Source organism: Pseudomonas sp. MPB26, assembly GCF_046605355.1.
Classification (GTDB): Bacteria; Pseudomonadota; Gammaproteobacteria; order Pseudomonadales; family Pseudomonadaceae; genus Aquipseudomonas; species Aquipseudomonas cedrina.
In genome coordinates, this window is record NZ_CP176793.1 from 3,348,997 (window position 1) to 3,374,857 (window position 25,861).

Annotated in this window: 28 protein-coding genes and 1 pseudogene; 12 read left to right on the forward strand and 17 right to left on the reverse strand. The window is 60.8% G+C overall.

Annotated features, from left to right (window positions below):
• Positions 1-122: 122 nt before the first annotated feature.
• Positions 123-656 (forward strand): gluconokinase, encoded by a 534-nt coding sequence (locus ACLH0H_RS15460; RefSeq protein WP_411378670.1) that lies wholly within the window; start codon positions 123-125, stop codon positions 654-656.
• An 82-nt stretch (positions 657-738) separates the two neighbouring features.
• On the forward strand, positions 739-2,091 hold the full coding sequence (locus ACLH0H_RS15465) for a GntP family permease (RefSeq protein ID WP_076949675.1): 1,353 nt from the start codon (positions 739-741) through the stop codon (positions 2,089-2,091).
• A 152-nt stretch (positions 2,092-2,243) separates the two neighbouring features.
• Here the strand turns inward: ACLH0H_RS15465 and alaC are convergent, their stop codons facing one another.
• Positions 2,244-3,455 carry an alanine transaminase gene (gene alaC, locus ACLH0H_RS15470; protein ID WP_411378671.1) on the reverse strand — a complete coding sequence of 404 codons (1,212 nt, stop codon included), beginning with the start codon at positions 3,453-3,455 and terminating at the stop codon, positions 2,244-2,246.
• A gap of 195 nt (positions 3,456-3,650) precedes the next feature.
• On the opposite strand from alaC, the gene ACLH0H_RS15475 reads away from it, so the two are divergent.
• A complete protein-coding gene (locus ACLH0H_RS15475) occupies positions 3,651-4,133 on the forward strand; it encodes a GyrI-like domain-containing protein (RefSeq protein ID WP_411378672.1) in 483 nt (160 codons plus the stop codon).
• Between the two features lie 57 nt (positions 4,134-4,190).
• Here ACLH0H_RS15475 and ACLH0H_RS15480 read toward each other — a convergent pair whose 3' ends face one another.
• The 3 genes from ACLH0H_RS15480 to ACLH0H_RS15490 are packed head-to-tail and all read right to left on the reverse strand — an operon-like array spanning position 4,191 to position 5,919.
• Positions 4,191-4,445 carry a helix-turn-helix transcriptional regulator gene (locus tag ACLH0H_RS15480; RefSeq protein ID WP_076949672.1) on the reverse strand — a complete coding sequence of 85 codons (255 nt, stop codon included), beginning with the start codon at positions 4,443-4,445 and terminating at the stop codon, positions 4,191-4,193.
• Between the two features lie 58 nt (positions 4,446-4,503).
• A complete protein-coding gene (locus ACLH0H_RS15485) occupies positions 4,504-5,004 on the reverse strand; it encodes a GNAT family N-acetyltransferase (protein ID WP_411378673.1) in 501 nt (166 codons plus the stop codon).
• A 60-nt stretch (positions 5,005-5,064) separates the two neighbouring features.
• Entirely contained in the window at positions 5,065-5,919 is an 855-nt protein-coding gene (locus tag ACLH0H_RS15490) for a LysR family transcriptional regulator (RefSeq protein ID WP_411378674.1), read from the reverse strand.
• 88 nt (positions 5,920-6,007) lie between these two features.
• Between ACLH0H_RS15490 and ACLH0H_RS15495 the strand changes: the two genes are divergently transcribed.
• Complete coding sequence (locus tag ACLH0H_RS15495) at positions 6,008-6,520, forward strand: multidrug/biocide efflux PACE transporter (RefSeq protein WP_411378675.1); 513 nt, start codon at positions 6,008-6,010, stop codon at positions 6,518-6,520.
• Here ACLH0H_RS15495 and ACLH0H_RS15500 read toward each other — a convergent pair.
• On the reverse strand, positions 6,419-7,177 hold the full coding sequence (locus ACLH0H_RS15500) for an SDR family NAD(P)-dependent oxidoreductase (protein ID WP_411378676.1): 759 nt from the start codon (positions 7,175-7,177) through the stop codon (positions 6,419-6,421). The genes ACLH0H_RS15495 and ACLH0H_RS15500 overlap by 102 nt on opposite strands.
• Positions 7,178-7,283: 106 nt before the next feature.
• Here ACLH0H_RS15500 and ACLH0H_RS15505 point away from each other — a divergent pair, with 106 nt between their 5' ends.
• The gene (locus ACLH0H_RS15505) at positions 7,284-8,180 is read left to right on the forward strand and encodes a LysR family transcriptional regulator (protein WP_411378677.1); all 897 of its coding nucleotides are present in this window, start codon (positions 7,284-7,286) and stop codon (positions 8,178-8,180) included.
• On the opposite strand, the gene ACLH0H_RS15510 is transcribed toward ACLH0H_RS15505, so the two are convergent.
• Positions 8,177-9,094 (reverse strand): LysR family transcriptional regulator, encoded by a 918-nt coding sequence (locus tag ACLH0H_RS15510; RefSeq protein ID WP_411378678.1) that lies wholly within the window; start codon positions 9,092-9,094, stop codon positions 8,177-8,179. The genes ACLH0H_RS15505 and ACLH0H_RS15510 overlap by 4 nt on opposite strands.
• A 112-nt stretch (positions 9,095-9,206) precedes the next feature.
• Between ACLH0H_RS15510 and ACLH0H_RS15515 the strand changes: the two genes are divergently transcribed.
• The 3 genes from ACLH0H_RS15515 to ACLH0H_RS15525 are packed head-to-tail and all read left to right on the forward strand — an operon-like array spanning position 9,207 to position 11,871.
• Complete coding sequence (locus ACLH0H_RS15515; RefSeq protein WP_411378679.1) at positions 9,207-9,965, forward strand: 5-oxoprolinase subunit PxpA; 759 nt, start codon at positions 9,207-9,209, stop codon at positions 9,963-9,965.
• A 56-nt stretch (positions 9,966-10,021) separates the two neighbouring features.
• Positions 10,022-10,900, forward strand: a complete 879-nt coding sequence (locus ACLH0H_RS15520; protein ID WP_411378680.1) for a 5-oxoprolinase subunit B family protein — start codon at positions 10,022-10,024, stop codon at positions 10,898-10,900.
• A complete protein-coding gene (locus tag ACLH0H_RS15525; protein ID WP_411378681.1) occupies positions 10,897-11,871 on the forward strand; it encodes a biotin-dependent carboxyltransferase family protein in 975 nt (324 codons plus the stop codon). Before ACLH0H_RS15520 ends, ACLH0H_RS15525 begins: the two co-directional genes overlap by 4 nt.
• A gap of 329 nt (positions 11,872-12,200) precedes the next feature.
• Here ACLH0H_RS15525 and ACLH0H_RS15530 read toward each other — a convergent pair whose 3' ends face one another.
• The 7 genes and pseudogenes from ACLH0H_RS15530 to ACLH0H_RS15560 form a co-directional block, all read right to left on the reverse strand.
• Positions 12,201-13,817 carry an inorganic phosphate transporter gene (locus ACLH0H_RS15530; RefSeq protein WP_411378682.1) on the reverse strand — a complete coding sequence of 539 codons (1,617 nt, stop codon included), beginning with the start codon at positions 13,815-13,817 and terminating at the stop codon, positions 12,201-12,203.
• A gap of 241 nt (positions 13,818-14,058) precedes the next feature.
• The gene (locus tag ACLH0H_RS15535; RefSeq protein ID WP_411378539.1) at positions 14,059-14,895 is read right to left on the reverse strand and encodes an IS3 family transposase; all 837 of its coding nucleotides are present in this window, start codon (positions 14,893-14,895) and stop codon (positions 14,059-14,061) included.
• The gene (locus ACLH0H_RS15540) at positions 14,892-15,194 is read right to left on the reverse strand and encodes a transposase (protein ID WP_014717988.1); all 303 of its coding nucleotides are present in this window, start codon (positions 15,192-15,194) and stop codon (positions 14,892-14,894) included. The genes ACLH0H_RS15535 and ACLH0H_RS15540 overlap by 4 nt, the downstream gene beginning before the upstream one ends.
• 98 nt (positions 15,195-15,292) lie before the next feature.
• Complete coding sequence (locus ACLH0H_RS15545; RefSeq protein WP_411378683.1) at positions 15,293-16,312, reverse strand: transporter; 1,020 nt, start codon at positions 16,310-16,312, stop codon at positions 15,293-15,295.
• Between the two features lie 215 nt (positions 16,313-16,527).
• Positions 16,528-16,650 (reverse strand): annotated as a pseudogene (locus tag ACLH0H_RS15550) (PepSY domain-containing protein); the annotation flags it as partial.
• Positions 16,651-17,239: 589 nt separating this feature from the next.
• Positions 17,240-17,548 carry a PepSY domain-containing protein gene (locus ACLH0H_RS15555; RefSeq protein ID WP_411378684.1) on the reverse strand — a complete coding sequence of 103 codons (309 nt, stop codon included), beginning with the start codon at positions 17,546-17,548 and terminating at the stop codon, positions 17,240-17,242.
• Between the two features lie 96 nt (positions 17,549-17,644).
• Positions 17,645-18,772: a glycerophosphodiester phosphodiesterase family protein gene (locus ACLH0H_RS15560; protein ID WP_411378685.1), complete on the reverse strand. Its 1,128-nt coding sequence runs from the start codon at positions 18,770-18,772 to the stop codon at positions 17,645-17,647.
• A 233-nt stretch (positions 18,773-19,005) separates the two neighbouring features.
• Here ACLH0H_RS15560 and ACLH0H_RS15565 point away from each other — a divergent pair, with 233 nt between their 5' ends.
• A complete protein-coding gene (locus tag ACLH0H_RS15565) occupies positions 19,006-19,329 on the forward strand; it encodes a DUF2025 family protein (RefSeq protein ID WP_411378686.1) in 324 nt (107 codons plus the stop codon).
• 119 nt (positions 19,330-19,448) lie between these two features.
• On the opposite strand, the gene ACLH0H_RS15570 is transcribed toward ACLH0H_RS15565, so the two are convergent.
• Both ACLH0H_RS15570 and ACLH0H_RS15575 read right to left on the reverse strand, forming a co-directional pair.
• On the reverse strand, positions 19,449-19,769 hold the full coding sequence (locus tag ACLH0H_RS15570) for an antibiotic biosynthesis monooxygenase family protein (RefSeq protein WP_411378687.1): 321 nt from the start codon (positions 19,767-19,769) through the stop codon (positions 19,449-19,451).
• Positions 19,766-20,467 (reverse strand): CTP synthase, encoded by a 702-nt coding sequence (locus ACLH0H_RS15575; protein WP_411378688.1) that lies wholly within the window; start codon positions 20,465-20,467, stop codon positions 19,766-19,768. Before ACLH0H_RS15575 ends, ACLH0H_RS15570 begins: the two co-directional genes overlap by 4 nt.
• 80 nt (positions 20,468-20,547) lie before the next feature.
• On the opposite strand from ACLH0H_RS15575, the gene ACLH0H_RS15580 reads away from it, so the two are divergent.
• Positions 20,548-21,471: a LysR family transcriptional regulator gene (locus ACLH0H_RS15580; RefSeq protein ID WP_411378689.1), complete on the forward strand. Its 924-nt coding sequence runs from the start codon at positions 20,548-20,550 to the stop codon at positions 21,469-21,471.
• Positions 21,472-21,550: 79 nt separating this feature from the next.
• On the opposite strand, the gene ACLH0H_RS15585 is transcribed toward ACLH0H_RS15580, so the two are convergent.
• Both ACLH0H_RS15585 and ACLH0H_RS15590 read right to left on the reverse strand, forming a co-directional pair.
• Complete coding sequence (locus tag ACLH0H_RS15585; protein ID WP_411378690.1) at positions 21,551-22,870, reverse strand: methyl-accepting chemotaxis protein; 1,320 nt, start codon at positions 22,868-22,870, stop codon at positions 21,551-21,553.
• 282 nt (positions 22,871-23,152) lie between these two features.
• On the reverse strand, positions 23,153-23,779 hold the full coding sequence (locus ACLH0H_RS15590; RefSeq protein ID WP_411378691.1) for a TetR/AcrR family transcriptional regulator: 627 nt from the start codon (positions 23,777-23,779) through the stop codon (positions 23,153-23,155).
• A 122-nt stretch (positions 23,780-23,901) separates the two neighbouring features.
• Here ACLH0H_RS15590 and ACLH0H_RS15595 point away from each other — a divergent pair, with 122 nt between their 5' ends.
• Together ACLH0H_RS15595 and ACLH0H_RS15600 are read left to right on the forward strand one after the other, a co-directional pair.
• Positions 23,902-24,951 (forward strand): MBL fold metallo-hydrolase, encoded by a 1,050-nt coding sequence (locus ACLH0H_RS15595; RefSeq protein ID WP_411378692.1) that lies wholly within the window; start codon positions 23,902-23,904, stop codon positions 24,949-24,951.
• 320 nt (positions 24,952-25,271) lie between these two features.
• Positions 25,272-25,823 (forward strand): hypothetical protein, encoded by a 552-nt coding sequence (locus tag ACLH0H_RS15600; RefSeq protein ID WP_411378693.1) that lies wholly within the window; start codon positions 25,272-25,274, stop codon positions 25,821-25,823.
• Positions 25,824-25,861 lie beyond the last annotated feature (38 nt).

Below are 25,861 nucleotides of genomic sequence, written 5' to 3' on the forward strand. Positions count from 1 at the left end.
AAATGATTGGAGCGGATGCACGCGTCACTCCATAAAAAAAGACAAGACGGCGCGGGAAAAGCCTGTTTTTGCACTAGCCTTACACTGTGCAAAGGTAGCGCTATCTGCGTCCTGAGGTGTTTATGAGTCAACCTGTTACTGCCCTGGTCATCATGGGTGTTGCCGGCTGTGGCAAAACCAGCGTCAGCAAGGCCCTGTGCCGTCTGAACGGCGCCACCGCCATCGAAGGCGACAGCTTTCACCCTGCCGCGAACATTGAAAAGATGAGCGCCGGCCACCCCCTCAACGACGACGACCGCGCGGGCTGGCTCGACATCCTCTGCGATGAACTGCGCCGTTCGCTCAAGGCGGGCGAGCACCCCGTGCTGACCTGTTCATCCCTTAAAAAGAAATACCGCGACCACCTGCGCGAAGCCGCACCGGGCCTGGGCTTTGTCTTCCTGGAGCTGACCCGTGAAGTCGCCGCCGACCGCGTGTCCCATCGCCCCGGTCATTTCATGCCGGCCAGCCTGATCGACAGCCAATTCGCCACCCTGGAATCGCCCAAGGGCGAACCGCTGACCCTGGCGCTCAACGCCAGCGAAGACAGCGTTGAGGAACTGGCCGAGCAGACCAACGCCTGGTGGCTGCAGCACGGTTTTGAACCAACCCGATAATTTTTTGCCGGAAAGATAGCGCTGTCCCCGGCAGGAAATTCAACACCCGCTTTAATAACAACAACAAACAGGAGAGACCCCCATGTTTGGCATGTCCCACGAGTCCTATCTACTGCTCGATGCAGTGGTCACTATCATTGGGCTGATCGTTCTGATCACCAAGTTCAAGGTGCACCCGTTTATTGCATTGATCATCGCGGCCGGCTTCCTCGGCCTGACCTCGGGCATGCCCGTGGAAAAAATCATCAAGGCGTTCCAGGACGGCTTCGGCGGGGTGCTCGGCTTTGTCGGCATCATCCTCGCGCTGGGTACCATGCTCGGCAAGATGATGGCCGAATCCGGCGGCGCCGATCAGATCGCGCAAACGCTGATCCGCGCTTTCGGCAAGGAGAAAGTCCAGTGGGCGATGATGTTCGCCGCCTTCCTGGTGGGTATCCCCCTGTTCTTCGAAATCGGCTTTGTGCTGCTGATCCCGCTGGTATTCATCGTCGCGCGCCGCACCGGCGTGTCGCTGATCAAGATCGGTATCCCGTTGCTGGCCGGCCTCTCGGCGGTGCACGGCCTGGTGCCACCGCACCCGGGCCCGCTGCTGGCCATCGGCGTGTTTGGCGCGGACATCGGCAAGACCATCCTGTACGGCCTGATCGTCGCCCTGCCGACCGCCATTATCGCCGGTCCGATCTTCGGCACCTTCATTGCCAAGTACATCCCGGGCAACCCGTCCCAGGAACTGGTCGACCAACTGGCCCGCGAGACCGATAACAAGTCGCTGCCAAGCTTCGGCATCACCCTGGTCACCGTGCTGCTGCCGGTGTTCCTGATGTTGCTCAAGACCTTCGCCGACATCGCCTTTGCCGAAGGCCACGTGGTGCGCAACTGGATGGACATGATCGGTCACCCGATCAGCGCCTTGCTGCTGGCCTTGCTGCTGTCGCTGTACACCTTCGGCCACCGCCAGGGTATCCACTCCAAACAGATCCTCAAGCTGCTCGACGCCAGCCTGGCGCCGACCGCGGCGATCATCCTGATCATCGGTGCCGGCGGCGGTTTCAAGCAGATGCTGGTGACCAGCGGCGTGGGCGACGTGATCGGCCACATGGCGGTGAACGCGCAGATCAATCCGATTTTGCTGGCGTGGCTGGTGGCGGCGGTGATTCGCGTAGCCACCGGTTCAGCCACCGTGGCGACCATTACGGGCGCTGGCATTGTGGTGCCGGTGGTGGGGATGATTCCGGGGGTCAACCGTGAACTGCTGGTGCTGGCGACGGGGGCGGGTTCGTTGATTTTGTCCCACGTCAACGATGCAGGGTTCTGGCTGGTGAAGCAGTACTTCAACATGACCGTAGCCGAGACTTTCAAGACGTGGACGGCGATGGAGACGATTTTGTCGATCGTGGCGTTGATCTTCATCATGCTGTTGTCGCTGGTGGTTTAACCCACACCGCAAACCCGATCTGGGAACCCAATCAAAATGTGGGAGCTGGCTTGCCTGCGATAGCATCACCTCGGTCTAATTGACATACCGAGGTGTCTGCATCGCAGGCAAGCCAGCTCCCACATTGATTGGGTTTCTGCAGGTGGATCAGGTCAGGCTTTGGTGACCAACCCATCCACCCTGAACATCCCGCGAATCCCGCGCACCGCCTGGCGAATCCGATCCTGGTTCTCTATCAGCGCAAAGCGTACATGATCATCGCCATACTCCCCAAAGCCGATCCCCGGCGACACGCACACCTTGGCTTCCAGCAGCAGCTTCTTGGCAAATTCCAGCGAGCCCATCGCGGCGTACTGCTCGGGGATCTTGGCCCACACGTACATCGACGCCTTCGGATTTTCGACCATCCAGCCCAGCTCATGCAGGCCCTTGACCAGCACATTGCGGCGCTGGCGGTATTGCTCGGCGATGTCTTTCACACACTGCTGATCGCCTTCGAGCGCCGCAATCGCCGCCACCTGCAACGGGGTGAAGGTGCCGTAGTCGTGGTAACTCTTGATCCGCGCCAGGGCGTTGACCAGTTCCGGGTTGCCCACCATGAAGCCGATGCGCCAGCCGGCCATGTTGTAGCTCTTGGACAGGGTGAAAAACTCCACCGCGATGTCCTTGGCGCCCGGCACTTGCATGATGGATGGCGCTTTCCAGCCGTCGTACACGATGTCGGCGTAGGCCAGGTCGTGGATCACCAGCACATCGTATTGCTTGGCCAGCGCGATCACGCGTTCGAAGAAATCCAGCTCCACGCACTGCGCAGTGGGGTTGGACGGGAAACCGAGGATCATCATCTTCGGCTTGGGGATCGAGCCGCGAATCGCGCGTTCCAGTTCAGCGAAGAAATCCACACCCGGCACCAGCGGCACCGAACGCACCTGGGCGCCGGCAATCACTGCACCGTAGATATGAATCGGATAGCTCGGGTTGGGCACCAGCACCGTGTCGCCCTGATCCAGGGTGGCCAGCATCAAGTGCGCCAGGCCTTCCTTGGAACCGATGGTCACGATGGCCTCGGTTTCCGGGTCGATCTCCACTTCGTAGCGGTCTTTGTACCAGCGCGAAATCGCCCGGCGCAAACGCGGAATGCCTTTGGAGGTGGAATAGCCGTGGGTGTCCTCACGCTGGGCGACTTGCACGAGTTTTTCGACAATATGCGGCGGCGTGGCGCCGTCGGGGTTACCCATGCTCAAGTCGATGATGTCTTCGCCGCGCCGACGCGCAGCCATCTTCAGCTCGGCAGTGATATTGAATACGTAAGGGGGGAGTCGATCGATGCGCGCAAAGCGGCGCGGCGAACCTTGTTCGGCCATTGTTGCCTCGAAGTACGTAAGCGCCCGGAACCGTCCGAGCGACGTTGGCCACTGCGGTGGCCTGCGGGGCAGACAATACGGTCGATGATGGCCAGTTGTCCAGATGCGTAGGAAAATTTTCTGCATGGAGTGCAGCGCGGATATGCCCCTATACTCGATGCGGGTTTGTGCCCTCATAAGAAGGAGACTGTTCGTATGGATCAGCAGACAAAACAACCGCTGGAGCCACGCATGGAAGCCGGCAAGGCCATGGTGATCGCCGGCGTACAGGGGCGTTATTCAAAGGCTACCGTGGGCGATATCCCTAAACTGTGGGAGTTGTTCGACACGTGCATCAAGGACATCAAGAAGCGCGTTGGCGGTGTGACGTATGGCGTTTGCCATAACCCCAGGCAGGGCGAATTCGACTACATCGCCGGGGTAGAAGTACCCACCAGGGGCGACGTGCCAAGCAATTTCGAGTCTATCGAAATTCCGCCGCTCAACTACGCCGTGTTCCCACATTACGGGCCGGTGCAGCAACTTGCGCAGACATACGAACGCATCATGTTCGAGTGGTTGCCGCATTCGGGCTACAAGGTGATGGGCGCGGATTTCGAGCGCTACAGCGCGGATTTCGATGGGCGCAAGGGCACGGGGACGGTGGAGATCTGGGTGCCGGTGGGCGAAAGGGGCTGACTCAGTGCTGCAGGAACCGGCGAGCACCAAGCGACGCGCCGGTTCCGCAAACAGCGCTTAATCCTTGAAAATGTCTTCGAGTTCCTCAAGCACGGGGAGGCGCGCTGCTACCAGTTCCATTTCACAGTTCAAAGCAGCCATTACCCGAGCGTAGGCGCCCATCGAAACGGACATACTGCCTTGCTCAATCTCGATAATTTTCTGACGCGTAACGCCCGCCAGTTTGGCCAGATCTGATTGTTTATAGCCTTGGCGGAGACGCTTTCCCCGAATCTGCTTTGCGAGTCTCAGCATGATGAGCGAAGCGTCCATGTCACATAACCATTACATTGTCTTTGAGAGGTTATGTTTACGTTACATTGGGTGGGCGTCAAGCCTCACTGGTAAATGTCCACCTTAGCCTGCGCTCATACCCAATCCGTCCCCTGTAAGCCTCGCCGCTATCCACCCATCCAGCCCGCAGATACAAGCCCATCGCCGCCAAATTGTCCGCATCCACCGACAATTCCAGCGCCTTGATCTGCGGCCACGCTTGCAATGCCGCCGTGGGCAACGCCTGTAGGCAGGCCTTGCCAAAGCCGCGACCTTGCTGATGTCGATCCACCTGCAACGCGTGCAAGGTGGCGCTGTGCTCGTCCGCCCAATGGGGCAGGCATGGCGGGCGTTTGAGCAGCAGGAAGGCCACCGGCAGGTCGTCGGCGAGCAAGGCAAAACCCTTGATAGCGGCGGGATTGGGATTGACCAGCAGGCTGTTCAGCGCGCAGTAGATATCACCGGAGTACGGCAATTGCTCGGGATGTACCTGCAGAGTGTCGAGTTGCTGTTTCTGTACGAGGCTCAGCGTCTCATAAGGAACGAGGCGGGTTTCCATCGGGGGCGTATCCGAAATCCTACAAAGAGGCTTGGATTCTAACGGGTTTGTCGAAGACGCTCACTCCAGCATCGCGTTTAACAACCAACTCCCCGCCGGCCCGGGTGGATGCTGGCGTGACCACAACGCATCCACCGCCACCGCACGTGGCCAGCCGCGGGCCTTGAGTTCCACCAGGCGGTCGCCGCCAAACCGTTCGACCAGCCAGCGCGGGATCGGCGCCCAACCGAAGCCCAATTGCGCCATCTCCAGCAGCATCAAGTAACTGGGCGCCGACCATACGCGGCCGGTGGCGCGGGTTTCATTCGGGTTGAGAATGCTGGCCAGGCGCAGTTCACGGTGTTGCTGCAAGGCCTGCGCAGTGATGTTGCGCAGGCCTGCCAGTGGATGCCCAGGGGCCACGAACAAGGCGATTTCGGTGCGTTCCTCGACGGGCGAACCGGTCAGGTCCGGGGGGTAATCGGCCTGCTGTTCGATAAAGGCGATCTGCGCTCGGCCGCTTTGCACCAGGGCGATCAGGTCATCGCATTCGGCGATCAGGCACTCGAGTTCAAGGTCCGGATAGCGCTGTTCAAAGGCGCTGAGGGTGCTTTCGAAACGGTCGGACTGATAAGTATCCGACATGGCGATACTCAGCTTCGGCTCCAACCCGTGAGACAACTGGCTCGCCGCCAATTCAAGGCGACTGTTGGCCTCCAGCACCTGCTCGGCGCGTTGCAGCAACACATGGCCGGCCGGGGTCAGCGTCGGCTTGCGGCTGCTGCGGTCGAATAGCGCCACATCCAGGTCAATCTCCAGGCTTGCCACCGCCGCGCTGACGGTGGATTGGCTCTTGCCCAGCTTGCGCGCCGCCGCCGAAAACGAGCCTTGGGTGGCGGCCTGGACAAACGCCTGCAGCACTTCGTGGGAGGCCATGACTATCGCCTTGGTCGATGGTTATTAATTATGAAGTATCGATGCGCAGGGTAATGATGGCAACCGTCATCACCCATGGAGCCTCGTCATGAATCCGCTTAAATCGACAAAAGAACGCGTGTGCCAAGCCATTGGCTTCGAGGCGCTCGCCTTGTTGATCTGCACCCCGATGCTGGCGTGGATCATGAACAAACCCGCGATGGAGATGGGCCTGGTCACCCTGGCGATCAGCCTGCTGGCGCTGGCCTGGAACGTGATTTTCAACGACCTGTTCGACCGTCTCAAGGCGCACCTGCACCTGGCCACCAACGGCTGGACGCGCACGTTGCATGCGCTGCTGTTCGAAGGTGGCCTGATCCTGGTGTGCGTGCCGTTGATTGCGGCGTGGTTGAACATCAGCCTGTTGCAGGCGTTCATCCTCGACATCGGCGTGTTGCTGTTCTTCCTGCCGTACACCTATGTCTACCACTGGGGTTATGACGTGCTGCGTGAACGGCTTTTACAAAAACATGCCGCCCGACGCCTCGATCCGCTGCCCTGTGATCCAATGGCTGCCGTCGGCCAACACGCTGGCGATGGCACCGCCGATATCGTCCGGTAAGCCGGCGCGGCCCAGGGCGGTGTTGTTGGCGACCATGCTGTTGAGGGCGGTATTGTCGCGTACGGCGCCGCCGCCGAAATCGGTTTCGATGGCGCCGGGGGCGAGGATGTTGACGCTGATGCCGCGCGCGCCGAGCTCTTTTGCCTGGTAGCGGGTCAGCACTTCCATCGCGCCTTTCATCGACGCGTAAGCCGCATAGCCGGGCAGGCTGAAGCGCGCCAGGCCGCTGGAAATGTTGAGGATGCGCCCCGTGTCGCGGATCAACGGCAGCAGTGTCTGGGTAAGGAAAAACGGCCCCTTGAAGTGGACCGCCACCAAGTGGTCGAACTGGGCCTCGGTGGTCTCGGCGAAACTGGCGTGAATGCCGATGCCGGCGTTGTTGACCAGGAAATCGAAGTGCTCCTGTGCGAACACGGCCTTGAGCACGCCGGCCACCTCATGGGCGAAGTCACCGAAGGTCGCGCTCTGGCCCACGTCCAGCTTCAACATCGCGGCGCGGCCACCGAGTTGCTCGATCTGCGCGACAACCGCCTGCGCTTCATCCGCCTTGCTGTGGTAGGTGCCGATGATGTCAACGCCTTGGGCCGCCAGGTGCAGCGCGGCGCTTTTGCCCAGGCCGCGGCTGGCGCCGGTGATCAGTGCGATTTTACGGGTCATGGTGGGTGCCTCAGGTCAGTGATAGTGAAACGAGTGTATTTGTCCGAGCCAGGCGTGATAAACAGCGCTATACCGGAATCACTGGCCGGATAAGGCGAACAATCCCATGAACAAGCTTGAACTGTTGCGCACCTTCGTGCGTGTCACCGAACTGTCGAGTTTCACCGCCGCCAGCGAGAGCCTGGGCCTGCCGCGTTCCACGGTGTCCGAGCATGTGCAGGCGCTGGAAGAACTGCTCGGTGCGTGCCTGTTGCAGCGCACCACGCGCAAGGTGCAGGCGACCCAGGACGGCCGCGTGTTGTACGAGCGCAGCAAGGATCTGCTGGCGCACATGGAAGAACTGGAAGGTTTGTTTCGCCAGGATGAAGCGCAACTGAACGGGCGCATTCGCGTGGATATGCCCAACGTGATGGCGCGCGAATTGATCCTGCCGCGCCTGCCGTCGTTCATGGATACGCACCCGTTGATCGCCCTGGAGATCAGCAGCTCCGACCGTCAGGTGGACCTGATCGCCGAAGGGTTTGACTGCGTATTGCGGGTCGGCGCCCAGCCTGACCAAACGGTGGTGGCGCGGCGGGTGTGCAGCATGCCGATGGTCAACTGCGTCAGCGCCGGGTACCTCAAGCGCTACGGCCGACCCGAGACGTTGGCCGACCTGGCGCAGCATCAGTTGGTGCACTACGTGCGGCCGTTGGGCGCGCGCTCGGCGGGTTTCGAATACCAGCATGGCAACAAAGTGCAGCGGGTGGTGATGGCGGGGCGTGTCACCGTGAACAGTACCGATGCCTACCAGGCCGCGTGCCTGGGCGGGTTCGGTATCACCCAGGTGCCGTTGCTGGGCATTCGCGGGTTATTGGCCAGCGGTGAGCTGGTGGCGGTGCTGCCGGATTATCAGGCACCGCCGTTGGATGTGTCGCTGCTCTACGCCGGTCAACGGCATTTACCGTTGCGGGTGCGAGTGTTCATGGATTGGCTCGCCGCGACGTTGCAATCCCAGCTCTAGCGCCGCGCCGACAGCTGCTGCGGCGCGAGGAAGGCGTCGTGGAAATAATCGCGCACCGCCTGCATCGCCGGGGTGAACGCACGCTCGCGGTGCCAGGCCAGCCCCACGCTCATTGGCGTGACCGGGTCGGTGACGGTCAGGGTTTCAATGCGTTTGCCTTCCAGGGACCAGGGGCGGTGCACCAGATCTGACAGGATCGCCACGCCACTGCCATTGGCGACCATGCTGCGCACCGCTTCCACCGAACTGGTGCGCAAGCGCACCTTGGGCGTTTGCCCGGCCTGTTCCCAATAGCGCATGGCACTGTGTTCGGCTTCGTCGACGGTGAGCAGGATATAGGGTTCCCGGGCCACATCGGCCAGGCTCACCGCGCCGCGCTCGCACAACGGGTGATGGCTGGGCAGCCACAGGCGGCGTTCGGAATTGAACAGGATTTCCGAGACGATCGCCGGGTGGGTGAGGTTGGCGGTGAGCACCACTGCCATGTCGAGCTGGCCGTCGAGCAAACCTTGCTCGATGGCCTGGCGCTCTTGCTCGAACACTTCGATGGTCACATCCGGGTGCCAGTGTTCCAGGCGCTGCAAGTGGTGCGGCAGGAAGTAGCCGAGCACCGTGTAGCTGGCAGCCAGGCGCAACACGCCGCGGGCACGGTAGTCGGGCAGCGGGCTGTTGAGCGCGTCATCGACGCTGCGCAGGATCACATAGGCGCGGTTGAGAAAGTGCCGGCCGGCGTCGGTCAGGTTCATGCCCTGGGCCGAGCGCACAAACAGTTGCACGCCGAGCATGGACTCCAGCTCCTTGATCGCGGTGGTCACCGCCGACTGGGAGATGTTCAGGTGGATGGCCGCCTGGGAAATCTGGCCGATCTCGGCGGTGGCGACGAAATAACGGATTTGGCGCAAGGTCAGGGACATCTGCCGCTCCTGGCTATCTGATTTTCAGAAGATGGGCCATCTGATAATAGATCTTCCCAAGGGGTCAAGCCACAGCCTACTTTTCCTGCATCACCCAGGCGGAGCGACTTCAATGCAGGCAGTGGATTTCAACTCGGACATGGGCGAAGGCTTCGGCCCCTGGACCATCGGTGATGGCGTCGACGCAGAGCTGATGGCCTATATCAGCTCGGCCAATATTGCCACCGGCTTCCACGCCGGCGACCCCGGCACCATGCGCCGCACGGTCGAGCGCGCCAAGCAACTGGGCGTGGCCATCGGTGCGCATCCGGGGTTCCGGGATCTGGTCGGCTTTGGCCGTCGCCACATCAACGCGCCGGCCCAGGAACTGGTGGACGACATGCTCTACCAGCTCGGCGCCCTGCGTGAAATCGCCCGTGCCCAGGGCGTGCCCCTGCAACACATCAAGCCCCATGGCGCGCTGTATATGCACCTGGCCCGCGACGAAGAAGCGGCGCGGCTGTTGGTGCAAAACCTGCAGATCATCGAGCCGACGCTGTTGCTCTACTGCATGCCCAACTCGGTAATCTGGCGTGTCGCCAAGGAACTCGGGCAGCCGGTGGTGCGCGAGTTCTATGCCGACCGTGAGTACGACCTCACCGGTTCCATCGTGTTTACCCGCAACGTGCGCGCGCTGGACCCTGCGACGGTGGCGGCACGCGTCTTGCGCGCCTGCCAGAGCGGGCTTGTGCGTACCGTGGAAGGCGAAGACCTGTTTATCGAATTCGATTCCATCTGCCTGCACAGCGACACGCCCGGCGCGTTGGAGCTAGTGGAAGCCACCCGCGAAGCGCTGGACCAGGCGGGAATCGTGGTCAGGGCCCCCCAATAAGATCGATCCATCACTTTTTTGCCTGCCTTTCTACAATGATTCCAAGAGGAACAGACATGGCTGAAACGTCCCCCATCCGCTACAGCTTCGGCGGTGATGAACACCTGTTTGCCGAGGTCAGCGAGAGCATGTCCCTGGAGGCCTTTTTCAAAGGCATGGCGGTGACCCGCGCCGTGGAGCGCCTGGCGCTGGAGGGCGTGCTGGATGTGTGCCTGGCCAACGCGTCGTTCCAGATCCGCTTCGACCCCGACCGCATCGCGCCCCATGCGCTGCTGGATGCGGTGCAGACCGCCGAAGCCCAGGCCGTGGCCGAACGCACCTTGCACACGCGCATTATCGAAATCCCGGTGCTCTACAACGACCCGTGGACGCACGAAACCCTCATGCGTTTTCGCGACCGTCACCAAGACCCCAGCGGCACCGACCTGGAGTATGCCGCCCGCATCAATGGCCTGGCCGATGTCGACGCGTTTATCGCCGCCCACAGCGGCGCGCCGTGGTTTGTGTCGATGGTCGGCTTTGTCGCGGGCCTGCCGTTCATGTTCCAGATGGTAGAGCGCGAGCGCCAATTGCAGGTGCCCAAATACCTGCGCCCGCGCACCGACACGCCGAAACTTACCCTCGGCCACGGCGGCTGTTTTGGCTGCATTTATTCGGTGCGCGGTGCCGGTGGTTACCAGATGTTCGGCGTGACCCCGGCGCCGATCTACGACCCGGCGCAGCAACTGGACTACCTCAAGGAACACATGGTGTTCTTCCGCCCCGGCGATATCGTGCAGTTCAAACCGATCGAGCGCGATGCCTACGACCTGGCCGTCGCCGACGTGGACGCAGGACGTTTCGATTTGCGCATCCGTGCAGTGGAGTTTTCCCTCGATGCCTTTCTAGCCGACCCCGTGGGTTATCCGAAATCCCTGCAGGAGGCGCTCGCATGATCAAGGTCCTCAAACCCGGCCTGGCCACCTCTGTGCAGGACCTTGGCCGCGAAGGTTATTACCACTTGGGCATCCCGCCGTCGGGTGCTTTGGACCAATACGCCTTGAGCGCGGCCAACCACCTGGTGGGCAATCCGCTGGGCGCGGCGGGGCTGGAATGCACATTGATTGGCCCCGAATTGGAGTTTCAACGGGATGCCTTGGTGGCGCTCAGCGGCGCGCTGATGTCGCCGCGCCTGGACGGCGACGTGGTGCATCAGGACACCGCCTTCCAAGTGCGCGCCGGGCAGGTGTTGCGCTTTGAATTCCCCAGGGCCGGCGCGCGGACTTATCTGGCGGTGGCCGGTGGTATCGACGTGCCGCTGGTGCTCGGCAGCCGCTCGACCTACACCCTCGGCGCACTCGGTGGGTTCCACGGTCGGCGCTTGCAGGAGGGCGATCTATTGCCCATCGGTGAGGCCAGCGACACGGGCCGCGCGGGCAACAGCCTGCCGATGGCGTTGCGCCGCTCGGTCGGCGGCGATGTGACCCTGCGCGTGGTGCCGGGGCTGTATTACGAGCGGCTGACGGAGGCGGCCAAACGCAGTTTTTTTGCCGAGCCCTGGACGGTAGGCTCCGAGGCCGACCGCATTGGCTATCGGTTCAAGGGCGGCAGTGCGCTGAGTTTCCAGCCACGTGAGCAGCCGTTTGGCGCGGGATCGGACCCGTCGAATATCGTCGACAGTTGCTACCCGATCGGTTCGATCCAGGTGCCGGCGGGTCTGGAGCCGATTGTGCTGCACCGGGACGCGGTCTCGGGTGGCGGCTACGCGATGATCGGCACGGTGATCAGTGCCGACCTGGACCTGATCGGGCAGATGCAGCCGAACCAGCGGGCGGGGTTTGTGGCGGTGACGCTGGAAGAGGCGTTGGAGGCGCGGCGGGTGTACAAGAAGCGCCTCAAGGCAATGGCGGGACTCTTCATCCACTGAATAGATGCAACACCCATGTGGGAGCTGGCTTGCCTGCGATAGCTATTTGTCAGTCCCCCTTGCAGGGCCTGATATACCGCTATCGCAGCATAGCTATCTACACAACGTTCAAAGGCTGAAAAAAAATTCCGTGTAGTGAGCGGGCTTGCCCCGCGCTGGGTGGCGAAGCCGCCCCAAACCAGGCGACCTGGTTCTATCTGGACTCTGCGGTGGCTTTATTGGGGCCGCTTCGCAGCCCAGCGCGGGGCAAGCCCGCTCACTACAAAAATGTGTAGATACCTATGGCTATCGCAGGCAAGCCAGCTCCCACAGTTTTGTCCGGTGGTGTGTCAGAAGAGTTGGGTGAACAGCCAGTACAGGCTTCCTGATAACAGGATTGCCGCTGGCAATGTCAGCACCCAGGCCATCAGCAAGTTACGGATGGTCCGCATCTGCAAACCACCGCCATTGGCCACCATCGTCCCCGCCACACCGGAGGACAACACATGGGTGGTCGACACCGGCAACCCGTACATATCCGCCGCGCCAATGGTCAGCATCGCGACCATTTCGGCCGAGGCGCCTTGGGCGTAGGTCAGGTGCGTCTTGCCGATCTTTTCACCGACGGTCACCACGATGCGCTTCCAACCCACCATGGTGCCCAGGCCCAGGGCGATCGCCACGGCAATCTTCACCCACAGCGGAATAAAGCGTGTGGCGTCGTCGATCTGCTGCTTGAACAGTTGCAGCTTGCCCTGGGTGTCAGCATCGAAGTTACCCACCTTGCCCTTGTCCATCAGGCGGATGGTTTCGCTGGTCAGGTACATGTCGTTACGCACGTTGCCCACGGCCTCGGCGGGCACTTTGGCCAGGGAGCCGTAGCCTTTGACCTCCTCACCGATATGCCCGGTGAGGGCGGCGAGGGCTGGCACCAGTTCCGCCGTGGGTTCCTTGGTGCGCACGTAGGCCGAAAGGACCGGTCGCGGGTCGCCCGCCAGCGGCTGCGGTGCGCTTTTCACCAGGGCCACTTGGGTGACTTCAGCCACCGCCGCAAACTGCAACGACTGTTCGGCCGGCATGGTGCGGTTCAGCGCGTAGGCCATCGGCAGGGTCCCGACCAGGATCAGCATGATCAGGCCCATGCCTTTCTGCCCATCGTTGGAGCCGTGGGCGAAGGACACACCGGTGCAGGTGGCGATCAGCATGCCGCGGATCCACCACGGTGGCGGGGCGTCGCCTTTGGGTGCCTTATACAACGCGCGGTTCTTGACGAAGGCCCGCAGCGCCAGCAACAGCATCGCCGCAAAGGCAAAACCGATCAGCGGCGACAGCAGCAACGCGTAGCCAATCTTGAGCGCCTGGCTCCAGTCCACGCCGCTGGTACCGTCACGCCCGTGCATCAAGGCATTGGCCACGCCGACGCCGATGATCGAGCCGATCAGAGTGTGGGAAGAGGAGGCCGGCAAACCCAGCCACCAGGTGCCGAGGTTCCACAGGATGGCGGCGATCAGCAGGGCGAAGATCATCGCAAACCCAGCCGATGAGCCCACCTGCAGAATCAGCTCGACCGGCAACAAGGCAATGATGCCGAACGCCACCGCGCCGCTGGAAAGCAGCACCCCGAGGAAGTTGAAAAAGCCCGACCACACCACCGCAAAATGCGGCGGCAGCGAGTTGGTGTAGATCACCGTCGCGACGGCGTTGGCGGTGTCGTGGAAACCGTTGACGAACTCGAAGCCCAAGGCAATCAACAGTGCCACGCCCAGCAACAGGAACGGCGTCCAGGTGGTGACTTGGGCGCCCATTTCGCGCATGTCATGCATCAGGCTGTAAGCGGTGAACAACAGGCCCATGGCGAGCACGGCGAAGAAGATGATCACCGTCACCAGGCCGGGTTTCTTGTCGAGCCTGGTTTGGGGGCTTGCGGATGAGGTGTGAGGGGAGGCAGTCAGGGAAGGCGTGGCCATGCCGGGGCATCCAGTGTTGGGGAGGATGTCGTTCATATTCATTGCAGAATGTTACAGAGATGCTGCGGCAGGTCAGTGTTTGGCGGGATTGGTTATGCCGCTGGTCCAGTAGGCGCCGCAGAACCCCTGTGGGAGCGGGCTTGCTCGCGAATGCGGTGTGTCAGAGATAAATTCCTTAACTGACACGCCGCTTTCGCGAGCAAGCTGAACTGGTCAAGTAATCTTGGACACTGATTACGGTTCACGCCGCCAACCTTTCCTTCATGACCGGCGACCGGTAGTCGTTGTAGCTGTGAGGCCTGCTGATGTTGTAGCGAGAGACATAGCGCTGCACGTCTGCTCGGGCCTCATGTTCCAGTTTGTAGCCCGTTTCAGGCACCCACTCTGATTTCAAACTGCCAAAGAAACGCTCCATCGGGGCGTTATCCCAGCACTCGCCTTTACGGCTCATGCTTTGCCTAAAACCCTGTTTGAGCAGCTCGTTTCGAAACTTATGACTGGTGTACTGACAACCTTGGTCAGAATGAAACAACACATTCTGGGGATGGCCGCGTAGCTCAACCGCCATGCGTAGCGCTTCGCAGGTCAGGTTGGCATCAGAAATCATCGAGAACGACCAGCCTACGATCCTGCGAGCGTACAAATCCAGAACGGCGGCGAAGTACATCCACCGCTTGCCGACCTTGATGTAAGTCACGTCGCCACACCACACCTGATTAACCGCCGTCACATCAAATTTCCGCTTGAGCACGTGTGGCGCCACCAAGGCCTCCGCGCCCGGCGACTTGTACTTATGGCGCCTGCGCTGACGACTAGCGATGCCAGCTTCGCGCATCAAACTGCGAGCCATATAACGTCCGATACGATGCCCTTTGGCTTGTAGCTCCTTGGACAATGTACGTGCGCCGGCCGACTCTCTGGACGCCTTGTGGTGCCTGACCAGCGCGGCCTTGAGCTTGTCCCGTTCAGGATTTGCTCTGCCCTGGCGCTGGCGCCAAGCGTAGAAACTACTGCGGTTGACCCCGAACGCCCGGCAACACCTTTTAACGCCGTACTGCTCGTCCAGCTCATCGATCAACGTGAATGATCTTTGGCGTCCAAAAGCAGGAGAGCACTGGCCTTTTTTAGGATTTCGATATCCAGGTCTTTCTCTCTGAGCAGAGCTTTGAGCCTCTGGATTTCTCGTTGATCAGCGGTAATCGCCTTGGCCCCTACGGGAGTCGAGCCCAAGCGTTCTTTTTGCACTTGATCGACCCAGCGACGCAGCGCTGTGGGGCCGATATCCAGGCTGGCACAGACTTCGGTAACTGGCTGACCTTCATCCAACACCATGCTGGCGGCCTTGAGCTTGAACTCACTCGAATAAGATTTACGCATATCCAAACACCTCAAATTTGGGCGCTATCATAGCGCCCGAATGAAGTGTCCAAAATCATTAGGCCAGTTCAAGCCCGCTCCCACAAGGGGATTTCATTTCAAGTCGAGAACTTGCGGAAGGCCCAACGCCCGGCAATCAAGGTAAACGTCGCGACCAACGCCACCAATATCCAGAACCCTTCCGGGTCCTGGGAAAGCGGCACGCCGCCCACGTTCATGCCGAAAAAACCGGCGATGATGTTGATCGGCAGCGCCAGCACCGTGACCACGGTGAGGGTAAACAGCGTGCGGCTGCTTTGCTCGTTGAGGTTGGCGGCGATCTCTTCCTGCAACAGCTTGATGCGTTCGCCCAGCGCCGTCAGGTCGTTGATCACCAGCGCAAACTCTTCGGTGGACTTGCGCAACTCCTTCACGTCTTCCTTTTGCAGCCACTGCGGCGGACGGTTGAGCAGGCGCAGCAGCGAGCCCGGCTCCAGCGCCAGCAAGCGTTGCAGGCGCACCAGCACCCGGCGCGCCGCGCCCAGTTCGGCGCGGTTGGTGGACAAGCGCGAGGACAGCAGTTGGTCTTCGATATGGTCAACGCTGATGCTGGTCTTGCGCACGATCTGGGTCAGCACTTCACCTTGGTCGCGCAACAGGTGCACCAGCAAGGCCAGGGGCGAGCGAAAGCTTTCGCCGGCCTTGACCGACGAACGCAGTTTGTCCACCGAGTGCAGCGGCTGCAGGCGCGCGCTGATCAATAGACGGCTGCGGGCGCACACCCACAGCGTGGAAATGTCCGACGACACCATGCTACTGAAGTTGAACACCACATCGTTGACCACCGCCAGCAAGGCCGAGTCGACGTGTTCGATGCGGGTGGAGCGCGAGCCTTCATGCAAGGCTTCGAAGAACTCCTCCGGCAGGTCCAGGTGCGCCTGCATCCAGCGTTCGCACGCAGCGTGGGCCAGGTTCAGGTGCAGCCATAAGAACTCTTCCGGATCGCCCGGCTGTTGCAGGGTCTGCAGCGCCGTGGCCGAGTCTATCTGTTCGCCTTTTTCACCTGGGCGAAAACGGAAACCGTAAAGCAAGCCAAACAGGTCGGAGTCCTGATGGCTGTGGTCGATGCTGTGGTTCATGGGGGCTCGCAAAGAAAGCGCCTGTAGGACGTTTCACAGGTTCATAGGGCGATCATTGCAAGGATATTTGACAGTTTTGTGACCGTTTGCGGCTTGCTTCGCCGTGATGACATTTACTTGACTGTTTTTCAGCAACCGTTCAAGAAGGCGCTGGCACGGCACGATCGGGCATAAAAAACGCCACACGAGGGTGGCGTTATTTCCTGCGGTTCGAATCAAGTGTCCAGCTTGTTCTCCAGCACGGCGCCGGTCTTGGCATCGAGTTTCACTTCATAGTTCTTGCCGGCGGTGTCGGTCAGGTCGACTTCGTAGACCAGTACGCCGCTGTTGATGTGATCTCTGAGTGCTGGTCTATACCTGTTATTTTTGACAGTAGACGTATGAATGTTGTGAGGGTTGAATGGGGTTGTAGTTTGTTTTTCAGTTAAAAGGATGAGCGCGATGAAAAACCCTATACTTCCCCCGCCTGTTATTCCGGGTAGTCAGCCAAATGCATATGGCGTGACTATACAAAATGGACCTTTTGACTCACTGAACGTTTTGGTGTCTATCCCTCCGAGTAATCCCTCGTGGGGTGACACTATGATCGAGTTGTCTATTGATAATAATGTAGTAGAGAGAGTTATCGTGAATCCCAACGATATAAATCCTATTCCAATTACTATTCTCCCATTTGCTGTGCGGTGCTGTTGGCAATCTATCAGGTATAAGGTATTTAGCTTGGGTGAAGAAGCAAGCTCTGAAACTTTACATGTGCTGAACGAAGGCGTGTAAAAAACGACTCATGGACGAATGCCCAAATGTCGCTATACCTGACGTGGGTACGCGTTGAGCGCGGTTGCTCTTGCTTTGATTTAAGTGAGTGCATCTGATGGCTTGGGGTAAAAAAAACGCCAACTAAGTTGGCGTTTTATTTATCTCTGCAACTCAGGTATCGAGTTTGTCTTCCAGCACGGCGCCGGTCTTGGCGTCGAGCTTCACTTCATAGTTCTTGCCGGCGGTGTCGGTCAGGTCGACTTCGTAGACCAGCGTGCCGCTGTTGTTGTGGTCCAGCTCGGTGTCGTTGATGGTGGCGCCGGCATGTTTGGCTACGGCGGCCGCGTTGAGTTTCTCGAAAGGCATGACGGCGCCGGACTTGAGCAGGCCATCAATCTGGTCCGGGCGAACATCCGCCTGGGCCAGGCCGGCAGTCAGGGTCAGGGCGGTGGCGGCGAACAAAGCGGTCAGGGTTTTCATGGTGTGTCCTTCTGGTTGAGCTGTTTAAGTGGCGCCAGATTAACCGGCGCAACTTAACTCATCCTTAATGGCGCACTGATACCAACGCCGACTCACTCAGTACTTATAGTCGTTCAGCAGATCCTGCACGCTGGACGACGGCCAGCGCTTGTAGAACTTCAGCAGTTCGGCGGCGCGGTTGGTGAAGATGCCGTCGACGCCGGCCTTCATCACTTTGTCGAAATCGACCGGCTCATCCACGGTGTAGACGTGCACCAGCAGGCCTTTGTCGTGGGTCAGCTTGTTCATTTCAGGCTTCACCAGGTCGGTGTAGCTCTGGTCGCCGTGGTCGGTCAGCTCGGCTGATGGGCCGGTACCGATGGCGCCGAGGCTCTTGGCCTGGTCGACCCATTTTTCGAACTCGGCGGCATCCTTCGGCTCTTGCTTGGCGTAGTAGGCGGCCTTGGTCGGTTCGCCGGATTCGGCGAAGGTCACCTTGGACTTGGGTTCGATGCTGCCTTCACCCACCCACAACAGCAGGATTTTCGGGGTGTTGGGCATTTCTTTCTGCAGCTCTTTGAGGCTGGCCACTTCGAAGGTCTGCAGCACCACGCGGCCCTTGCCCTGGCCGACGCCGGTGTTGCTCTTGCCCAGCTTGGAACCGGCGGAGCTCAGCCAGCCTTTATCCAGCAACTTGTTCTTCAGGTCGGCTTCGATGCCCGGGAATTGCTTGGGCTCCTTGGTTTCGATGTACAGGCCGGGTTTGTGCTGCGGGTTGCCTTCGGCGATCTTGATGATGTCGTCCAGGCTCAGGATCTTCAGGCCGACAAAGCCTGGGCGCGCGCGGTCCGGGTAGGCGGCGTTGAACCAGCTGCCGGCGTCGAGGGTTTGCAGTTCTTTCCAAGTGAACTCGTTGGCCGGGGCGTCCTTGCGGTCGGGGAACTTGGTTGCCACGTCGGTGGTGCGCTGCAGGTTGTTGTCATGCAGGGCGAACAATACGCCGTCCTTGCTGCGCTGCAGGTCCAGTTCCAGGTAGTCGGCGCCCAAGTCACGCGCGATCTTGTAGGCTGCGGCGGTGGACTCGGGGGCATCGTAAGAAGCGCCACGGTGGGCGATCACGGCAGGGTAGGGGATGCCTTCGCTGGTCGCCAATTCAGCCGGGCTGATCGGGTCGGCAGCCTGTGCCTGGCCAAGGCCGAGCATCAGGGCCAGCAGCAGGGCGCTCTTGGTAAACGTGGCAGGCATATGCGAAGTCCTTTCATGAAGGTAGCTTTGAGAAGGTCTCCTTTTTAACAATTGATTGCGTAAGGCGCTATCACCAAACCGACATTAACGTGCGCGCGGGCAAAAAAAATCGGGTTCTCTGGGGACCCATTGCAGTACTCTTGCCCCTAGCTGCCCCGTCAGAGGGCGGTACTTTCCGCCACGCGTGTAAACCATCTTTCCAGTCCGCGTAGGACTTTTCAGTGAGGTTTACCATGCGCATCACCTCCGAGCTTATCTGCCAGGCCGCCGACCACCTCCACGGTTTTGTCGGCCTCAACCGCAAGACCGGCCAGTACATTGTGCGTTTCAGCGAAGACGCGTTCGGCATGGACGTGGCCGATGACGGCATCATCCCCACTGCGGAATTCGTTTGGCTGCCGGGCCCGGAGCAGACCATGACCCTGTCCCGCGAGCGCATCCAGTTGTTGCTGGACCAGAACATCGACGACCGCATCAACATTACCGAGCCGCTGCGGGTGTATATGCGCCGGGTTGAGCTTCCGCAAATCAGTGCGTTGCGCAGTCTTGTGAGCTAATTGTGGGAGCTGGCTTGCCTGCGATGGCGGTGGTTCAGTCACTGATGGGTTAACTGGCAGACCGCTATCGCAGGCAAGCCAGCTCCCACAGGGTTTTGCAGTGTTTTACCGGCAGCTTTTCAGGTTTGGAATGTGTAGGCCCGTTCGACTTTGCACACCCGAGTGTGGAAGGCCGAGTACCAACTGGCACGCCCTTGTTCACGCACCGCTTGATGCTCGGCCTGCTGCTTCCAGGCCAGGATCGCCGCCTCACTTTCCCAGTACGACACGGTGATCCCCAGGCCGTCTTCCCGTGCCGATTCCACGCCGAGAAACCCCGGTTGCTCGCGCGCCAGTTCCAGCATGCGCTTGGCAGCCTGGCCGTAACCTTGATCGCCCTCGGTGCGCAGTGAGCTGAAAATCACTGCGTAGTAAGGCGGGGCGGGCGTACTGGCAATCATGCCGACACCGCCTGGCAGGCTTTGAGCAGGGCCAGCGCCAAGGGCGGAGTGACGCCCTTCAACGCGGCGCGTTCGGGCTGGAACAGCGTGGCGACGAAGAACGGATGATTGAGCAGTTCCACCGCGCGCAGGTCGCCTGCCGAATCGTGACCGCTGGGGATCAGGTCGCCTTCCAGCAGGGCATCGAGGAATTCAGGGTTCACGCCGTAGCGGCATCGATAGCCTTCCTGCGCGCCAAGGCGGCCGTAGGCTTCCGCGATGCGGGTGTAGGGCACCAGGCGTAGGGTGTCGATGGCTTCCACCAGCGCGCAACTGAGCGGCGCGATCACTGCGCGCTTGGACTCTGGAGCGAGTTCGCCATGTTCGGCGTCGGCCCAGCCCAGCACGTTGCGCGCATATTCCAACACCGCGTGTTGAAAACCGCCGCAGGTGCCCAGGAACGGTCGCCCTTGCTCACGGGCAAAACGGATCGCCCGCAGGGCGCCGTCGGTGTCGCGGTACGGGCTGGCGGGGACGCACCAGAAACCGTCGAAGCCGTGGAGGGTTGCCGGCATGGCATCCGTGCCCAACCATTGCACATGCACGGTCAGGCCCAAGGCGTCGGCCGCTTGTTGCAGCGCCACGGGAATCGCCTGGTGGGCGATCACATCCGGGTTGTAATCGCCGATCAGGGCGAGGTGCAGAGGCGTGGTTTTCATCGTGTACATCCCTTCGCTTGTGGTGTCCTGGGGCGCATTATAGATTGGCGTCCACGCAATCAATATTGGCGTTTGCCCACATGCTCAATGCAGCCACGCACTATTCAATTGACTATCCTGACCTGTCGCTGATCCTGGCCCTGGTGCGCGGCGGCACCCTGGCGCGGGCTGCGGCATTATTGCGGGTGGATGTGTCCACGGTGTTTCGCGCGGTGCGGCGCCTGGAAGCGGCGCTGGGCCAGACGCTGTTTGAAAAAAGCCGCGCCGGCTACCTGCCCACCAGCCTGGCCAGCAACCTGGCAGAGCAGGCGGAACGCGCCGAACTAGCCCTGGAAGCGGCGCGTATGGGGGTGGAGCAGGGCGCGGAAGTGATCAGCGGCACGGTGCGCCTGACCTGCACCGATTCGGTCCTGCAAGGCCTGTTGCTGCCAGCCCTGGCCCAGTTCATGCCGCACTACCCGGCGCTGACGCTTGAGCTGAGCACGTCGAATGATTTCGCCAACCTCAGCCGTCGCGACGCGGATATCGCCTTGCGCCTGACCCGCACGCCGCCGGAACATCTGGTTGGCCGTTGCCTCGGGCGCGTGGCCTATCAGGTCTGCGCCAGCCCGGATTTTGCCCGCCAGCACCAGGGACGCGCGTTGGCAGATCTGCCCTGGATCGCCCCGGATGATTTCCTGCCCGACCACCCCACAGTCGTCTGGCGCCGCGAGCACCTGCCCGGCATACGCCTCAGCTATCGCTGCAACAGCCTGTTGTCGGTGACTGAATTAGTGCGCGCGGGGTTGGGCGTGGCGGCGTTGCCGGACTTTCTGCTGGAGGCCGGCCTGCAACCGCTGGGCCCCGCGTTGGCGGGGTACGACACGGCATTGTGGTTGCTCACGCGCCCCGATTGCCGTGCGTTGCGTTCGGTGGTGACGCTGTTCGATGAATTGGGCCGGCATGTGCAGATGAATGTGGGAGCTGGCTTGCCTGCGATAGCGGTGTGTCAGCCACAGAAATAATTGGCTGGTCCAGCGCTATCGCAGGCAAGCCAGCTCCCACAGATCATCGTGGTGCATTTTCAGTCTGTGCAAGACCGGGTCAGCTGCCGCCCCGCTCGCTGGCAAACGCACTCACAGCCTGCACGGCCTCGCTGGTGCCTTCGCGAATCTGCAGGATCGCAGCGCCCGCACGGTTGGCCAGGTCGACACCCAGCGCCGCACGGTCGCGGGTGCCGTCCATGCTGTGGATGGCCTGGCGGGTTTCGTCCTGGATCATCGCGATCATGCTGGAAATTTCCGCCGTCGAACCGCTGGTGCGCGCCGCCAGTTGCCGTACTTCATCCGCCACCACGGCAAACCCGCGGCCTTGTTCGCCGGCACGCGCGGCCTCGATGGCAGCGTTGAGTGCCAGCAGGTTGGTCTGGTCGGCAATGCCGCGGATGGTGTTGACGATGGTGGTGATCTGCTGCGAACGCTCGCCCAGCTTGGCGATCAGTTGCGAGGAACCGTCGATGTCGGCGGCAATGTCGCGCATGCCGCTGGCCGTTTGCTGGATCACCTCGGCGCCTTTTTCGGCGATGTCCCGGGTGTTCAGGGAAATGTGGTACGCCTGGGCGGCACTGGCGGCGTCGGCGCTGTGTTGTTGCACCATGGCGGTGACGTCCGAGGCGAACTTGACCACTTTGCACAGGCGCCCGCTGGCGTCGTAGACCGGGTTGTAGTTGGCTTCGAGCCACACGGTGTGGCCGTGTTTGTCCACGCGTTCGAACTGGCCGCTGAACAACTCGCCCTGGTTCAGGCGCTGCCAGAAATCACTGTAGGCCGAGCTGTTGGCCACCTCGGCGGTGCAGAACAGACGGTGATGCTGGCCCTGGATCTGCGCCAGGCTGTAACCCATGCGCTGCAGGAAATTGGCATTGGCGGTGATGATGGTGCCGTCGAGGTTGAACTCGATCACCGCCATGGCACGGCCAATGGCTTCCAACTTGGCATTGGCTTCGCTTTCGGCCTGCAGGCGCGGGGTGACGTCCATCGCGTACTTCACCACTTTGGTCACTTGGCCCATGTCATCACGCACCGGGTTGTAGCTGGCTTCCAGCCACACCGACTGGCCGTCGCCGGCCACCCGTTCAAAGGTGCCGGACTGGAACTGGCCATTGCGCAGGTTCGACCATAACTGGCTGTACTGCGCGCTACGGGCGAACGCGGGCGTACAGAACATCCGATGGGGTTGGCCTTGGACCTGCTCGGCGCGGTAGCCCATGGTTTGGAGGAAGTTGGCGTTGGCCCGCAGCACGGTGCCGGACAAGTCGAATTCGATCACTGCCATGGAGCGCTCGATGGCGTCCAGCAGGCTGGCCTGTTGCGCGATGGTGTGTTGCAGGGTGTTGACGGTTTTTTTATGGGCGGTGAATAACATATTCGATGCTCGGGCAAGCAGCCTTCTGGGGTTTCCTTGGGTATGCGCCTGCCCCCGTAAGGTATCCGCCTTACGGTTGACTAGCTCATTGTCAGCGTCCTTGCACTGACAGAGGGGGATGGAACAACGGGTTCAGAGTGATCAGCCTGACAAGAAGTTCGCCCAAGGGGCAGGTCCTTTTTTGGGTAGACGACCAATGGTGGCATTTTGATTTTTATTTGCTGCAGAGTTGGCAAATTTGCCAGGTCGATGAGGCTTCCGGCGCGGCCGAGGGCGCGGGGATTAATGAGGGCGGTCAGGCGGGATTTCGTAGCCGGCCAGGAACAGGTCAATGGCTGACTCGATCACGCTGGCCTGGCTGGCGGCGTCGAGCACCGGTTGGCCCAGTGTGATCTGCGGCCAGAAGGCGAAAGCCTTGAGCAGGCTCTGTATCTGGTGCGCGGCAAAGGCCGGGTCGGCGCAACTGAGCCGGCCATCTGCCTGGGCGGCGCGTACCCATTGGGTAAAGCCTTCTTCGCGCTGGCTCAGGCGGCTGACCATGTCTTGCGCACGTTCCGGCGAATGAATGGTGGCGGCGATGGCGACCCGGGCTAGGTCGAGGAAATTGGCATCCGCCATCATCTGCATCTTCGCTTCCAGCAAACCGCGCAATTGTTCGCGCAGCGGGCGGTCGCTGGCGTAGGTGACGTCGAGTTGCGCGACGCTGCTGGCCCAGAGCTGATGGAGGATTTCGGCGAACAGCTCCTCCTTGCTGGGGAAGTGGTTGTACACCGTGCGCTTGGAAACGCCGGCGGTGGCGGCGATCTTGTCCATGCTGGTGACCTCGAAACCGTTTTCGCGAAACTCGGCGATGGCTGCTGCCACAATGGCTTCGCGTTTACGGTCGGTGAGACGTTGAGGGGCGGTCATGGGTGGCGTTCGGCTCTTTGAGGAAATTACACTCGGTAGTTTACTTGCTGCGGATTTTGTTGCAATCTTGAAACTACACTGTGCAGTGTAGTTTATCAGCGATCCGTAGGAGTCACCCGGTAATGGCCACGATCTCATCCCGTGTCGATGCTTCACCAGCGGCGCCCAAGCAGGCCCAGGGGCACTTCCACAACGATGCCCCCGTGCCGCAGGGTGGTTTCGGCAAGACTTTGCGTATTTTCTGGAACATGCTGTTCAACAAGCCGCGCAGCACGCGGCCGGTGGGGCAGATTCCAGTGCAGGCGCTGACCCGCGAGCAGTTGCTGGCGGCCCCGGATCACAGCGTGTTTCGCCTCGGGCATTCCACCGTTTTGCTGAAACTGCGCGGCAAATTCTGGCTGACCGACCCGGTGTTTGCCGAACGTGCGTCACCGTTCAGTTGGGCCGGGCCCAAACGTTTCCATGCGCCCCCTATCAGTATTGAAGCGCTGCCACCGTTAGAAGCGGTGATTCTTTCCCACAACCACTACGACCACCTTGACCGCGCGGCAGTCGTTCTATTGGCCGAGAAAACCCGCTATTTCCTTGCGCCGCTGGGTGTGGGCGACCTCCTGATAAAGTGGGGCGTGGAGGCCGGCAAAGTACGCCAGTTGGATTGGTGGCAGGGTACTGAGGTGGAGGGCATTCGGTTTGTCGCCACACCTGCGCAACATTTTTCCGGGCGCGGCCTGTTTGACGCCAACCAGACCCTGTGGTGTTCCTGGGTGATGATCGATGGCGCCCGACGGATTTTTTTCAGCGGCGACACCGGCTACTTCGATGGCTTCAAGCGCATTGGCGAACAGTACGGCCCGTTTGATCTGACCCTGATGGAAACAGGTGCTTACAACGTCGATTGGCCCCATGTGCACATGCAGCCGGAGCAAACCCTGCAGGCCCATATCGACCTCAAGGGTCGCTGGTTGCTGCCGATTCACAACGGCACCTTCGATCTGGCGTTCCATGCCTGGCATGAGCCGTTCGACCGCATCATGGCCCTGGCCTGGGAGCGCAACGTGTCGATCACCACACCGCCGATGGGGCAGGTGTTCAGTTTGACCCAACCTGAACGTGGGTATGCGTGGTGGCTGGAGGTTGAAACCCAAGGCGCGCAGGAACACCTCGCCAGCTGAAGGAAGCGGCGTCGGAAAAAAGGGGTTTTCAAGCTGTTTCAGCGCTGCGACAGACGCCAGGCAAGGGTGCGATGATCCCCGGAAATTCATTGGTCGTGGCGCAGGGTTTTATGGAAAGTAAATGTACGAAATATTGGCGAGCCGGGATCCCTTGCCCTGCGGGCGAACCTGCCTCTGTACTCGCTGCGCTGTCAGGTCTGGCAGCGACGTCCGGCGACCTTGCGAGCCCAAAAGGTGTCGCTTTTGGTGTAGATCCCCACGCCCCCGGCAAGCCGGGGGCGAGCGTCCCGATCCCGGGATACGATGCTCCAGGGCTTCCCTTGAAACCCCTGCGCGACCCATCGCTATCACTGATTGCCTTGAGTGGCGTCGATCCGTCAGGCCCGGTAATGGTGGAAGTCCCCCTGGTTCAAAACAACACGACCTTTACAGCGACTCACGCACTGCGCGGCAGGCGCTTAGGGTTTGCCGAGCGGTTTGTGGATACCCAGGAACAGGGGCTGATCGAACACGCCCCGTCTTTTCTGAGAGCGCTGGATGTCCTGCGTCGAGCGGGTGCTGAACTGGTACCGGTGCATGCGCATTTGGCCAACCACACCCCCCATGCCCGTAATGAAATCGATGAGCTTGTGCGTGAATATCGATTGGACGCCCTGGTGTCCGACAGCCGTAGCAGTGCTTTTCATGGAACCTGCGGGAGTGACTATCCGGGAATTGGCGAGCCACTCGAGGATGGCGCGACGCTGTGGTTCTACGGCGCACGATTGGCTAAGGATTGGCTGGCAAGCCTGGTGCAGGCTTATCGAAACATTCACCGCTTGATGGCGCTACACCAGGAGCCACCCGCTGCGTTGAACTATCCCACGCCGTGAATGGCCCGTGTCGCGCAGCCTGGGAGGAGAGGAGTTTT